Here is a 12,812-nt window from a genome sequence, read left to right as displayed (position 1 = left end):
TGACCGAGTCGTGACCGACCCGCGACAATGCGCGTCAGCGCCCTCCGCGCTGCGCGAAGGCGGTCTCGTACAGGCAGACGCTGGCCGCAGTGGCGAGATTCAGGGACTCGGCGCGCCCGTAGATCGGGAGGCGCAGCGAGAGGTCCGCGAGGCCCAGCGCGGCGTCTTCGAGGCCGCGCGCCTCGTTGCCGAACAGCCAGGCGGTGGGCTCGGCGAGCACCTCGCGGCGCGCGAGGAAGTCGTCGCCCCCGACGTCGGCGGCGACCACCCGCATCCCCGCGGCGTGGGCACGCTCGACGGTCGCGGACAGCTCGGCGCCGACCGCGACCGGCAGGTGGAAGAGCGACCCGGTGGTGGCCCGCACGACCTTGGGATTGTAGGGATCGACGGTGCGCCCGGTCAGCACGACGGCATCCGCGCCCGCCGCGTCGGCGGCGCGGATGATGGTGCCCAGGTTCCCGGGATCGCGCACCTCCTCGCAGATCGCGATGAGCGTCGGGGATGCCGCGAACACGTCCTTCAGCGACGTCGGCGACTGGCGCGCGACCGCGACGATGCCCTGCGGCGTGACGGTGTCGGCCATCGCGTCGAGCACCGCCTCCGTCGTGAAGACGATCTCCAGCCCCGCGTCGCGCGCGGCGTCGCGGATGTCCTGGTGCCTCTCCATCGCCGTGGGCGTCGCGAAGAGCTCGACGAGGGTGTCGGGGCGGAAGGCCAGCGCCTCGCGGGCGGCCTGCGGCCCTTCGAGCAGGAACAGCCCGGTCTCCTGACGTGCACTGCGCTTGGTCAGTTTGGCGACGGCGCGCACGCGCGGAGAGCGAGGGTTTTCGAGCACGCTCTCATCCTAGAGAAGAAGAAGGGGTGTCCCCCGTTCGGAGGACACCCCTTCTGTGTGCTGTGTTGCGGTGATTACGCCTTGGGCGCGTTCACGTCCGCCGGCAGCGCCTTCTTGGCGGTCTCGACGAGCGACGCGAAGGTCTTCGGCTCGTTGACGGCCAGCTCGGCGAGCATGCGACGGTCGACCTGCACGCCGGCCAGGCCCAGGCCCTGGATGAAGCGGTTGTAGGTGAGGCCGTTCGCACGGCTCGCGGCGTTGATGCGCTGGATCCACAGGCGGCGGAAGTCGCCCTTGCGCTTGCGACGGTCGCGGTACGCGTAGACCAGGGAGTGGGTGACCTGCTCCTTGGCCTTGCGGTACAGGCGCGAACGCTGACCGCGGTAACCGGAGGCGCGCTCGAGGATGACGCGACGCTTCTTGTGGGCGTTGACGGCCCGCTTGACTCTAGCCATTTTCTTCTACTTTCTCGTCTGCGTCAGCGCTCAGATGCCGAGGAGCTTCTTGGCGACCTTCGCGTCGCCGGGAGCCAGGATCTTGTCGGCCGACAGGCGGCGCGTGCGCTTGGTGGGCTTGCCCTCGAAGTTGTGGCGGAGGTTCGCCTGCTGCTTCTTGATCTTCCCGCTACCGGTGACCTTGAAGCGCTTCTTGGCACCCGAGTGGGTCTTCTGCTTCGGCATGTCTCTATCCTTCGTTGTGGTTCCCGCGGGGCGGGAGCTCGTGGGGCCGACGCGGCGGGGCCGCGGGCCGGGCGACCTACTCCGCGGGAGCGGTCTCGGCGGGGGCGGACTCGGGCTCGGCGCCCGGGGTCGTGCGCGCCTGGCGCGCCGCCTCCTTGTTGGCAGCACGCTGGGCGTTCTGCTCGGTCTTGACCTCGGACTTGTTCTTGTGCGGGGCGATGACCATGACCATGTTGCGACCGTCGATCGTCGGGTTCGACTCGACCGTGCCGTACTCGGCGACGTCCTCGGCGAACTTGCGCAGCAGACGCACACCCTGCTCGGGACGCGACTGCTCGCGACCGCGGAAGAGGATCATGGCCTTGACCTTGTCACCCGACTGCAGGAAGCCCTCGGCGCGCTTGAGCTTGGTCGTGTAGTCGTGAGCCTCGATCTTCAGACGGAAACGGACCTCCTTGAGGACCGTGTTGGCCTGATTGCGACGCGCTTCCTTGGCCTTCTGGGCGGCCTCGTACTTGAACTTGCCGTAGTCCATGATCTTGACCACGGGCGGCTTCGAGTTGGGGGCGACCTCGACGAGGTCGAGATCTGCTTCCTGAGCGAGGCGCAGCGCGACCTCGATGCGGACGACGCCGACCTGCTCACCCGCGGGTCCGACGAGGCGGACCTCGGGAACGCGGATGCGGTCATTGGTGCGGGGATCGCTGATGCGGAACTCCTTAGTCGTACGGGTGGGTGCCACCGGACACAGGGATGTGTCTCGGGCGGAAGATCGTCACGTCCACCCCGCACGACGCGCACGTCGGCTTCGTTCCTGCACCCTCACCCGCAACGGATCCCGTCGTGGCGGCCCCGTCGGACGGGGCGGAGTGCGTGACCCGGTAGCCTGGAGCGGCAAGCGCGGGTGGGATGTGATCCTCTTTCGATCCGGAGCAGAACACTCCGGCGCCCGCACAGTCTAGCAGAGAGCAGCACGTGGACACGATTCCCTCCTCCCCCGACCCCCACGAGGCCGAACGGCTCGCCCGATGGGAGGAGCGCGAGCGCGCCGCCGCGGCGGCGAGCCGCGATATCGCCGACGTCCCGGCCGTCGAGGTGATCACGACGGCGGCCGTGCATCTCATGAGCGCCGCGGCCGTCAAGACGGGACTGGCCGACGACCCGGCCACGCAGCTCGACCTGGATGAGGCCCGCAAGCTCATCAACGCCCTGGCGGGTCTCATCACCGCCGGCGCTCCGGAGATCAGCGACATGCATGCGCGGTCGCTGCGCGACGGGCTGCGCTCCCTGCAGCTCGCCTTCCGTGAGGCATCCGTCATCCCCGATCCGATCGGCAAGGGACCGGGCGAGAAGTGGACGGGCCCGGTCACCTGACCGGCGGCACGGTCAGCCGCGGACGAGCTTGACCGTCAGGGAGTCGACGAGCACGGCGATGCGGTCGTCCGCCGCCCAGCGGGCGGCGAGGCGCTGCAGGATCGCGTCGAGCTGCGTCTGGTCCAGACCGTCAACGAGGTGCAGGCGCACGATCAGCTCCGGTCCGCGCAGGCGCGCCTCCGGGTCGCCGCTGGCCACCGAGAGGTCGAGCACGCCGAGCTCGGCGCCGATCGACGCGTGCAGACCGGCCATGACCTCGGGTGACAGGTGGGCGGGCTCCCACGGCAGCGCCTGCCCGATCGCCCACACGGCGGGTCGGCGCAGCACGAACTCGGTCGCGGATGCCGGGTCGATCACGATCAGGTCGGTGTCGTCGGCCGCGGCCGACAGGGCGGTGCGGATGCCGTCGGCCGGCACCGGCCGCGCCTTCGGGTCCCACGCGGCCATCGTCGCGACGGACGTGAACACCGGCAGCACCGTGCGCCCGTCCGGTCCCGCGACGGTCACGATCGAGAGCTCCTGCGTCTTGTCGACGAGGTGGCCCGACGGTGCGACGCCGACCTCCCCCGCCTCGGCGACCAGGGGGATGAGCAGCCGAGCCGAGCGGTAGGCGTCGACGACGGCGACCGCGTCGCCGCTGCCGTCGCGGAACGCGGTCAGTGCCGCCAGCAGCGCGGGATCGGCCGATCCGTCGTCACCGGCGTGCGGGTTCGCCTCGAACGAGCGCCCCTCCCAGGGCACGCCCGCCGAGTCGGCGGCGCAGGAGTGGCCTCCCGCGCCGTCCCCGGGCCGTTCAGCCTGCGGCGACATCCAGCGCCTCGGCGAGCGTGAACGCGCCCGCGTACAGGGCCTTGCCGACGATGGCTCCCTCGACGCCGAGCGGCACGAGCTCGCGCAGCGCGGCGATGTCGTCGAGGTTGGAGATGCCGCCGGATGCGACCACCGGCTTGACCGTGCGCGCCGTGACCTCGCGCAGCAGCTCCAGGTTCGGTCCCTTGAGCGTGCCGTCCTTGGTGACGTCGGTGACGACGTAGCGGCTGCAGCCGGCGTCCTCGAGGCGCTCGAGCACCTGCCAGAGGTCGCCGCCGTCGCGCGTCCAGCCGCGCGCCGCGAGGGTGGTCCCGCGCACGTCGAGGCCGACCGCGATCGCGTCGCCGTAGCGGCCGATGACGTCGGCCGCCCATTCGGGGTTCTCCAGCGCCGCCGTGCCGAGGTTGATGCGCGCCGCACCGGAGTCCAGCGCCGCCTCGAGCGTGGCGTCGTCGCGGATGCCGCCGGACAGCTCGACCTGCACACCCTTGAGCTGCTTGATGACCTTGCGGAGCACGGCGGCGTTGCTGCCACGGCCGAAGGCGGCGTCGAGGTCGACGAGGTGGATCCACTGCGCACCGTCGCGGGCCCAGGTGAGGGCCGCCTCGACGGGATCGCCGTAGCTGGTCTCGGTGCCGGCCTCGCCCTGCGTGAGGCGCACGGCCTTGCCGTCGGCGACGTCCACGGCGGGAAGCAGGATCAGTTCAGGGGTCGACGCGAAATCGTTCATGGCTCCAGGAAGGGGTTCAGTGACCGCGCACTGCGGACACGGTGACACACAAGCAGAGAGACTACCGGGCCGACGGCAACGCCGAGATCCAGTTGCCGAGCAGACGGATGCCGGCTTCGCCGCTCTTCTCGGGGTGGAACTGGGTCGCCGACAGCGGACCGTTCTCGACCGCCGCGAGGAACGGCGAGCCGTAGTCGCACCAGGTGAGCGCCGGCTCGCGGAACGGCCGCGTGACCTCCAGCGTCCAGTGCTGCGCCGCATAGGAGTGCACGAAGTAGAACCGCTCGTGCTCGATGCCGCGGAACAGCGTCGTCCCCTCCCCCGCGCGCACCGTGTTCCACCCCATGTGCGGCAGCACCGGGGCGTCGAGTTCGGTGACCGCGCCCGGCCACTCGCCGAGCCCCTCGGTCTCCTCGCCGCGCTCCACCCCGTGCTCGAACAGCACCTGCATGCCGACGCAGATCCCCAGCACGGGCAGGCCGCCGGCGAGGCGCCGCTCGATGATCTCGTCGCCGCGGGTCGCGCGCAACGCGTCCATCACGGCACGGAAGGCGCCGACTCCGGGCACCACGAGGCCCGCGGCATCCTGGATCAGCCCGCGATCCGCCGTCAGCCGCGCGTCCGCCCCGGCGGCGACGAGCGCCTTGACGGCGGAATGGACGTTGCCGGATCCGTAGTCCAGCACCGCGACCAGCGGTCGCGTGCCGACCTGCGCGTCGCCGTCCGTCACAGGGCTCCCTTCGTACTGGGGATGCCGTGCACGAGCGGATCCTGCGCCTTCGCCTGGCGGAACGCTCGGGCGAACGCCTTGTACTCCGCCTCGGCGATGTGGTGGGGGTCCCGCCCGCCGAGGACCGTCACGTGCACCGTGAGCCCGGCGTTGAACGCCAGCGCCTCGAAGGTGTGGCGCACGAGCGAGCCGGTGAAGTGGCCGCCGATGAGGTGGTGCTCGAAGCCGACGGGCTCCCCCGTGTGCACGAGGTAGGGCCGTCCGCTGATGTCCACGACGGCCTGCGCGAGCGCCTCGTCGAGCGGCACGAGCGCGTCGCCGTAGCGCGAGATGCCGCTCTTGTCGCCCAGCGCCTGCCGGATCGCCTGGCCGAGCACGATCGCCGTGTCCTCGACGGTGTGGTGGGCGTCGATGTGGGTGTCGCCGGAGGCGCGCACCGTCAGATCGGTGAGCGAGTGCTTCGCGAACGCGGTGAGCAGGTGATCGAAGAACGGGACCGTCGTGTCGATGCGGCTCTGCCCCGACCCGTCGAGATCGAGCTCGAGCTCGATCGTGGACTCGCTCGTCGCGCGCCGGAGGGAGGCGGTGCGGGGGGCAGAAGTACTCATGCGCCGAGTCTACCGAGCGCCCGCGCGACCGCTTCCGCGTGTTACCGGCGCGCGCTAGCGCGCGGTGGCTCCGCCCGGGCCCAGCGAGGCGAGCGCGTCGAGGAACGCGGTCGACTCCTCCTCGGTGCCGGCCGTCACCCGCAGGCTGTGCGGGATGCCGACGTCGCGGATGAGGACGCCCCGGTCGTAGAGGGCCTGCCACGTGGCGGCCGGGTCTTCCACGCCCGCGAAGAGGACGAAGTTCGTCCAGCTCTCGAACGGGCGGTAGCCGAGCGCGTCGAGGGTCGCCGAGATGCGGTCGCGCTGACCGACGATGTCGTCGACCATCGCGAGCATCGCGGGCGCGTGCCGCAGCGCCGCGGTCGCGGCGGCCTGGGTGAGCGCGCTGAGGTGGTACGGGAGGCGCACCAGGCGCAGGGCGTCGATCACGGCGGGGTCGGCGGCGAGATAGCCGACACGGGCACCCGCGAACGCGAAGGCCTTGCTCATGGTGCGCGACACCACCAGACGCGGACGATCGGGCAGGAGCGTGAGCGCCGAGCGCGAATCGCGCGGCGCGAACTCCTGGTACGCCTCGTCGACGATCACGATGCCGGGCGCCGCGTCGTACACCGCCTCGATGACGTCGAGGCCGAGCGGGGTGCCGGTCGGGTTGTTCGGCGCGCAGAGGAAGACGATGTCCGGCTGGGCGCGCTCGATCTGGGCAGCGGCGTCCTCCGGGGCGAGGGTGTAGTCGACGCCCCGGGTGCCGTGCGCGTAGGTCGCCCCCGTCGCCCGCGTCAGCAGCGGGTACATCGAGTAGGTGGGAGCGAAGCCGAAGGCGGTGCGTCCCGGACCTCCGAAGGCCTGCAGCAGGTGCTGGAGGACCTCGTTCGACCCGTTGGCGGCCCAGATCTGAGCCGCCGACAGGCCGTGACCCAGATACTCCGCGAATCCCTCGCGCAGAGCCGTGAACTCCCGGTCGGGGTACCGGTTCACCTCGCGCAGCGCGCGCGCGACGCTGTCGAGGATGTCGTCGGCGACGTCCTCCGGCACCGGGTGGGTGTTCTCGTTGACGTTCAGCGCCACCGGCAGCGGCGCCTGAGGCGCCCCGTAGGGTGTCAGCCCGCGCAGATCGTCGCGGAGGGGAAGGTCATCGAGTCGGACGCTCACCCTGAACATCGTAGACGGCGCACTGCACGGCGCGGCGCCCCGAGAGGGCTCCCGGCGCCGGGAGCATCAGCGCCCGGCGCTGTACTCCGCCGGGATCGCGACGCTCTGGCCGATATCGAGGCTTCCCGACGGCAGCGCGTTCAGCCGCATGATCGCGTCGACCACGTCGCGCGGATCGGCATCGGGCGCGACGGCGTGCGCGATCGACCAGAGCGTGTCACCGGGCTGCACCGTGACGTGGGCGAAGGAGACCCCGGAGCCGTTCTCGTTCGAGGCGAGCGCGCCGCCACCGGACAGGATCGCGATGCTGAGGGCGATCACCGCGGGCACGGAGGCGAGCAGCGCAAGGACCCGCCGACCCCGTGCCGTGAGACGCAGTCGCGTCGGGGCGTTCGTCGTGCGGGCGTTCGTCGCGCGGACAGTCGTCATCGGGGTCGCCGCGACGAGACGGCCGCGGGGCGAGGCGCCGAGGATGTCGATCGTGGTCATGGGTTCCTCCTCAGGACGGGTGTCTCCGGGTGTCGAGAGATTCGCATCCGATCCTCGGCCGGGAGGGCCGGATGCGAATCTCTCTTCCGAATGTATCTTCGATGGTGTTCGGGTGTCAAGCACACGGTTCTCGCAGATGAATCGAAGGCGACACGCGGGCGCGTGCCGGTCGAGGCTGCGAAGACCGGATACGGTTTCGACAAGACGACCCCATCACCTACCTCCGACATTCGAAGGCGACGCCTTCGGGGGGACGCGATCGAAGGAGCGCGCGACATGGCCGAGAAGCCTCAGACACGCAGGCGGAAGAGCCTCAGCGACAAGCAGCTGAAGATCCTCGAGGTGATCCAGACCTCCATCGCCCGCCACGGCTACCCGCCGAGCATGCGCGAGATCGGCGATGCCGTAGGACTGAAGTCGCTGTCGAGCGTGACCCATCAGCTCAACCAGCTGGAGCTCAGCGGCTACCTGCGCCGCGACGCGGGCAAGACCCGCGCGATGGAGGTGCTCATCGACCTGCCCGGCGCGGCCGCGGAGAACCCCGCCGACCTCGCGCCCGCCCTCGGCGATGCCGCCCTCGTGCCGCTCGTGGGCCGCATCGCCGCCGGCGTGCCGATCACCGCCGACCAGCAGGTCGAGGAGATCTTCCCGCTGCCGCGACAGCTCGTGGGCAAGGGCGACCTGTTCATGCTCAAGGTCAGCGGCGAGTCGATGATCGACGCCGCCATCTGCGACGGCGACTGGGTCGTGGTGCGCTCGCAGCCGACGGCGGACAACGGCGAGATCGTGGCGGCGATGCTCGACGGCGAGGCCACCGTCAAGACCTTCCGCCAGCGCGACGGCCACACGTGGCTGCTCCCCCGCAACTCCGCGTTCGAACCGATCCTCGGCGACGACGCCGTGGTGCTCGGCCGCGTCGTCGCGGTTCTGCGCGCCGTCTGAGGATGGCCACCGCGCGCGGGGTGGCGTCGACGGCGGTGATCGTCGTCGCGGCGGTCCTGCTGCCCCTGTCGATCGTCAGCGGATGGGCGCGGACGCAGCTCGTCGACGAGGACGCGTTCACGGCCACCCTCGCGCCGTTGTCGCAGGCCGTCGAGGTCCAGGACGCCGTGATCGCGGCATCGACGACGGCGATCGATGAGCGGCTCGACACGGCGGCGCTGACCGGCACGGTCATCGACGGCCTGATCGACCTCGGCATGGGCGACCGCGCGGCGCAGGCGCTGCGGCGCCTGGAAGGCCCGGCGGCGACGGCGCTGCAGCAGCTCGTGCACGTCGCCGTGGCCGACGCCGTGCGCTCGGACGCGTTCAGCACCGTCTGGGAGCAGGTCGTCCGCCGCTCCCATCGGGCGCTGACCGTCGCGGCGACCTCCGACGGCGGCGGCGTCGTCGTGCAGACGGCCGACGGCCTCGGCATCCAGATCGGCGCGATCGTCGCGGCCGTCGAAGAGCGCCTCGTCGCGCAGGGCGCTCCGCTGGCTCCGTTCATCCCCGAAGTCGACCACGTCGTGATCATCGGTTCGGGTGACACCCTTTCGGCGATCCGGACGGGCTACGCCGTCGGCGTCGCTCTCGGCGGGTGGATGCCGGTGGTCACGGCCGTGCTGTTCATCGGCGGGGTCGTGCTCGCGCGACGCCGCGCCGCCGCTCTCGCCCGGGCGGGCATCGCCGCGGGGATCGGGTCGGCGATCCTGCTGATCGCCGCGGAGGTCGGCCGCCCGTGGGTGGCGTCCTCCGCGACGCAGGCGGACTTCTCCTCCGCCGCGGCGCTCGCGATCTACGACCGGCTCCTCGCCGGCGCCGTGGGCACGGCCGTGGTGGTGCTCATCGTGGCTCTCGTCCTCGTCGGAGCGGGCTGGCTCGCCGGCGCGTCGCCGCGCGCCGTGGCGCTGCGCCGACGCGTGGCCCACCGGTGGGCTCACCGCACGGACGAGGCGGCCGCCGACGAGCCCACCGTGTGAGAGACGGTCTCAGTCCTCGTCGCGGTGCGGCTCCCGCTCCGGTGCGAGGACCGGCGCCAAGGCGACCCACGCCTCGGCGCGGACGAACACCGGGACGGCGTCCCGCGCCGACACGTCGACGGTGACCACGCGTCCGCCGGTCAGCGCCGCGCCGGTGCGCGCCTCGACCCACGATCCGGACGGCAGGTACACCGGCCACTCCCGCGCCCCGGGCTCGAGCACGGGGGCGACGAGCAGGTCGCTGCCCAGCATCCACTGCAGCGGATGCCGCCACACGGCCGCATCGGTCGGGTGGTCGAAGTACAGGGGGCGCATCATCGGCACCGACGAGGAGACGGCGCGCGCCGCCGCCTCGGCGAGGTACGGCACGAGGCGCTCGCGCAGCCGGACGAGCGCGCGCACCTCGGGGATCACCGCCTCGTCGCCCGTCCGCTCGGCGATGTTCCACGGCGTGCGGTCGTTGGAAGGCAGCCGGTGGTGGTTGAACTCGGAGTGGTACTGCATGATCGGCACGAACACGCTCGCCGCCATCGCCCGCACGTACAGTTCCGCGTCGGGGATGGGACCGGAAAAGCCCGCGATGTCCCAGCCCCAGTAGACGATCCCGCAGGATGCCGCGGAGAGCCCCGCGAACATCGACCAGCGGAACGCCTCCCACGTGGAGTTCTCGTCTCCCGCCCAGTACGCCCCGTGCGCGGGTGAGCCGGTGAAGCCGGCGCGACTGAAGGTGATGGGAGCCTTGCCCGCCGACTCCAGCAGCCGACCGTACGCGGCGGCGTACGCCACGGGGAAGCGGTTGTTGGCGACGTCGCCGGACGAGCCGTCGAGGTAGACGAGATCCTCGCCCCACGCGTGCTCGCCGCCGTCGGTCTTGAAGCCGTCGATGCCGACCTCCTCCACGAGGTAGCGGCGCTTCTCGGTCCACCACGCGGCGGCACGCTCGTCGGTGAGGTCGGGCATGAGCGAGAGCGGGAACCACCACCCGCGGTTGCGGTACGGCCGCAGCGTCCCGTCCGGAGCGCTCTCCCGGATGACGACGCCCTCGGCGAGCGCGGCGCGCGCGTCCGCGGCCGCCTGGCCGGTGGGATGCGGGCGGAGCTTGAGCAGCGGGATCTGCCACAGGTGCACACGCACGTCGTGCGCATGCAGCGCGTCGACCATGCCCTTCGGGTCGGGCCAGGCGCCGTCGGCGGGGAAGGTGAAGTCGGCCAAGCGCATCGGGCCGCCGTCCTCGCGCACCGCGTACTGCGCGTCGCGGAAGATCGTGAAGCTCTTCTCGTCGCTCCATGCCTCGATCACCACGTTGCGCACGGGGATGTCGTGCTCACGGTGGAGCGCCATCTGGCGCTCCACCTCGGCCTGCGTGTTCCACTCGTTGCCACTGGCCCACAGTCCGAACACCCAGTCCGGAAGGACGCGGGGGCGTCCGGTCTCCGCGAGGAAGGCGTCGAGCACGGTCGTGGGATCGCCCGTGTACAGGGCGAGCGAGAGCGCGGCCGGCGCGCCGGAGGCGGCATCCACGTCGGCCTCGATCACCAGGCGATCGGAGACCTGCTCTCCGATGTCGAACCACACGCGACGCGACGTCCGCACGTGCAGCCCCCAGCCGGCGCCGCCCACGACGTGCGCGAACGGCATGGGCAGGTAGGTGCGCCGGTGCGCCCCCTGGCTCTTGTACTGCTCGAACACGACGGCGTCCAACTGCGCCCCGCGGTGATCGAGCGCGTCGTAGCGTTCACCGAATCCGGTGACGTGCTCCCCCGGCGCGAGCGGGAGGGCGAAGCGCAGGCGGTGGATCCGCTCGCCGTCGTCGAGCACCTGGAGCGTGCCCGGCACGACGTCCACGGCGGTCCCCTCGACCGCGAGCGCCGCGGCATCCGCGTCGCGCCACGCCGCGACCCGAGTCTCGAACCAGCGGGTGGAGCCGCCGCGGTCGGTGCCGGCGGCGGCGAACCGGTAGCGCAACACGCTGCCGGCCGGCGGAGCCTGAAGCTCCACCTGCCATCCGCCCGCGGCCCGCGCGGTGCGCGCCTGGGCCGAGGCGAGGTGCCCGCCGTCGACGGCCTGTCCGCGCGACGACCGGGCGACGCGCGCGAGCGGGAGGATCACCGCGTCGGCGCCGTCCACCCGCAGCTCGACCGTGACCGCGTCGATGTCTCCCGACGTGCGCACGCCGAGGCGCAGCGGCTCACCCGCCACCGGCTGCACCGGACTGCGCTGCTCGGTGTCGTCGGAGTAGGGATGCCCGGACCCGGAGGGACGATGACGGATCATGCCGCGAGCTCCCCCCGGTCGACACCCAGCTCGACGGCCAGGCGCAGCACCATCGCATGACTCCACAGCAGCGGGGTCGCGACCGGCCCCCATCGCTCGAGCCACTCCTGGCGGTACCCGGGCGCGAGCAGATGCCCGTCGACCTGCTCGGGCAGCATCCCCTCCGCGGTGGCGGTCGACGCGGCCCATTCCAGGAGGCGCAGGGCCTCGTCGCGCTCGCCCGCCGCCGCGTAGGCGAGACCGAGGAAGCACGACAGGAGCGGCCACCGTCCGCCGCCGAAGAACGTGTCGGCGCGGAAGCGGTAAACCCCGCCCTCGACCTCCAGCTGCTCCGACACCGCGCGGAGGGTCCCCGCCCCCAGTGCGGAATGCGCATCGATCACACCCAGCGGTGCGAGGAGCGCACTGAGGCTGCCGTCCACGGCATCCGAGCCGATCCACTTCACGAGGTGCCCGTCGACCACGGCGTCCCGCGTGAGACGGGCGGTGACCTCCGCCGCTCCCGAGCGGGCCCGCGCGGCGCGCTCGCCCGTGACCAGTCCGGCGTCGGCCGCCGCACGCAGGCCCGCGGCGATGCACCCGAGCGTCGAGGCGTGCACGGCCTCGTCGTGCTCCTCCCACCAGTCGTAGCAGGGGCGCGCCCACGAGCTCAGAAGGTAGTCGACGGTGAGCGCGGCGGCATCCGCCCACCGCGTGGGGTCGATGCCGTGTCGGTCGCAGTGAGTGGCCGCGGCCCAGAGCCAGGTGCCGTAGCCGTCGAGCTGGAAGTCCCACCAGTCGTCCGAGCCCAGTCCGCCGTCGAAGGTGAAACGGGCGGGCAGCATCTCTTCGTCGGGCAGCGGGGTGCCCGCATCCGCCGCTTCGACGATGTCGCGGATGCGGTCGGCGTAGCGGGCGACGACCATCGCGCACCAGTCATGGAACGCCGAGGCGGAGGCCGCCTCGCCCGCGGCGGAGGCGCCGTCGGCGATGAACGAGCCGTCGCGGAACCAGCAGTACCCGCGGTACGCCGAGAACGACGGCGACGCCGGGTAGGCGCCGTTGGTCTCCTGCAACGAGGTGATGACGGTGCGGGAGCGGTCGAGGAGGGCGTCGAGCGCGACGCGGGGTGTGGTGGTCATGGGTCCGTTCCGTGGGAGTCGCGGTGGTCGGGGCGGGCGGACCCGCCC

The 12,812-nt window shown here is 71.9% G+C and carries 15 protein-coding genes; 3 read left to right on the top strand and 12 right to left on the bottom strand.

Annotated features, from left to right (window positions below; all coding sequences use genetic code 11):
• Positions 1–34: 34 nt before the first annotated feature.
• From AC1Q49_RS05270 to infC, 4 genes are all read right to left on the bottom strand, one after another.
• A complete protein-coding gene (locus AC1Q49_RS05270) occupies positions 35–835 on the bottom strand; it encodes a TrmH family RNA methyltransferase (RefSeq protein ID WP_061782142.1) in 801 nt (266 codons plus the stop codon).
• Positions 836–909: 74 nt separating this feature from the next.
• A complete protein-coding gene (gene rplT, locus AC1Q49_RS05265) occupies positions 910–1,290 on the bottom strand; it encodes a 50S ribosomal protein L20 (protein ID WP_060959507.1) in 381 nt (126 codons plus the stop codon).
• A gap of 30 nt (positions 1,291–1,320) precedes the next feature.
• Positions 1,321–1,515, bottom strand: a complete 195-nt coding sequence (rpmI, locus tag AC1Q49_RS05260; protein WP_005048908.1) for a 50S ribosomal protein L35 — start codon at positions 1,513–1,515, stop codon at positions 1,321–1,323.
• Between the two features lie 76 nt (positions 1,516–1,591).
• Entirely contained in the window at positions 1,592–2,257 is a 666-nt protein-coding gene (infC, locus tag AC1Q49_RS05255; RefSeq protein ID WP_082734142.1) for a translation initiation factor IF-3, read from the bottom strand.
• Between the two features lie 233 nt (positions 2,258–2,490).
• Between infC and AC1Q49_RS05250 the strand changes: the two genes are divergently transcribed.
• Positions 2,491–2,889 carry a DUF1844 domain-containing protein gene (locus tag AC1Q49_RS05250; RefSeq protein WP_060959506.1) on the top strand — a complete coding sequence of 133 codons (399 nt, stop codon included), beginning with the start codon at positions 2,491–2,493 and terminating at the stop codon, positions 2,887–2,889.
• A 12-nt stretch (positions 2,890–2,901) separates the two neighbouring features.
• Here AC1Q49_RS05250 and AC1Q49_RS05245 read toward each other — a convergent pair whose 3' ends face one another.
• The 6 genes from AC1Q49_RS05245 to AC1Q49_RS05220 all read right to left on the bottom strand — a co-directional run bounded on the left by AC1Q49_RS05245 (position 2,902) and on the right by AC1Q49_RS05220 (position 7,408).
• Complete coding sequence (locus AC1Q49_RS05245) at positions 2,902–3,699, bottom strand: SseB family protein (protein ID WP_101306556.1); 798 nt, start codon at positions 3,697–3,699, stop codon at positions 2,902–2,904.
• Entirely contained in the window at positions 3,683–4,429 is a 747-nt protein-coding gene (priA, locus tag AC1Q49_RS05240) for a bifunctional 1-(5-phosphoribosyl)-5-((5-phosphoribosylamino)methylideneamino)imidazole-4-carboxamide isomerase/phosphoribosylanthranilate isomerase PriA (RefSeq protein WP_060959504.1), read from the bottom strand. Before priA ends, AC1Q49_RS05245 begins: the two co-directional genes overlap by 17 nt.
• A 61-nt stretch (positions 4,430–4,490) precedes the next feature.
• Entirely contained in the window at positions 4,491–5,159 is a 669-nt protein-coding gene (gene hisH, locus AC1Q49_RS05235) for an imidazole glycerol phosphate synthase subunit HisH (protein ID WP_060959503.1), read from the bottom strand.
• Complete coding sequence (gene hisB / locus AC1Q49_RS05230; protein WP_060959502.1) at positions 5,156–5,767, bottom strand: imidazoleglycerol-phosphate dehydratase HisB; 612 nt, start codon at positions 5,765–5,767, stop codon at positions 5,156–5,158. Before hisB ends, hisH begins: the two co-directional genes overlap by 4 nt.
• 54 nt (positions 5,768–5,821) lie before the next feature.
• The gene (locus AC1Q49_RS05225; RefSeq protein WP_060959501.1) at positions 5,822–6,928 is read right to left on the bottom strand and encodes a histidinol-phosphate transaminase; all 1,107 of its coding nucleotides are present in this window, start codon (positions 6,926–6,928) and stop codon (positions 5,822–5,824) included.
• Positions 6,929–6,985: 57 nt separating this feature from the next.
• Complete coding sequence (locus AC1Q49_RS05220; protein ID WP_101306558.1) at positions 6,986–7,408, bottom strand: LysM peptidoglycan-binding domain-containing protein; 423 nt, start codon at positions 7,406–7,408, stop codon at positions 6,986–6,988.
• 276 nt (positions 7,409–7,684) lie between these two features.
• Here AC1Q49_RS05220 and lexA point away from each other — a divergent pair, with 276 nt between their 5' ends.
• Positions 7,685–8,350, top strand: a complete 666-nt coding sequence (gene lexA, locus AC1Q49_RS05215) for a transcriptional repressor LexA (RefSeq protein ID WP_060959500.1) — start codon at positions 7,685–7,687, stop codon at positions 8,348–8,350.
• Positions 8,351–8,352: 2 nt separating this feature from the next.
• Positions 8,353–9,369 (top strand): hypothetical protein, encoded by a 1,017-nt coding sequence (locus tag AC1Q49_RS05210; protein ID WP_492491140.1) that lies wholly within the window; start codon positions 8,353–8,355, stop codon positions 9,367–9,369.
• Between the two features lie 9 nt (positions 9,370–9,378).
• Here AC1Q49_RS05210 and AC1Q49_RS05205 read toward each other — a convergent pair whose 3' ends face one another.
• Positions 9,379–11,643: a glycoside hydrolase family 31 protein gene (locus AC1Q49_RS05205; protein ID WP_492491139.1), complete on the bottom strand. Its 2,265-nt coding sequence runs from the start codon at positions 11,641–11,643 to the stop codon at positions 9,379–9,381.
• Positions 11,640–12,764: a glycoside hydrolase family 15 protein gene (locus AC1Q49_RS05200; RefSeq protein WP_492491138.1), complete on the bottom strand. Its 1,125-nt coding sequence runs from the start codon at positions 12,762–12,764 to the stop codon at positions 11,640–11,642. Before AC1Q49_RS05200 ends, AC1Q49_RS05205 begins: the two co-directional genes overlap by 4 nt.
• Between the last annotated feature and the right edge of the window lie 48 nt (positions 12,765–12,812).

Source organism: Microbacterium sp. MPR-TSA4 (assembly GCF_058792815.1).
Note: the sequence above shows the minus strand (reverse complement) of the source record. Positions and strands in the feature narration are given on the sequence as shown.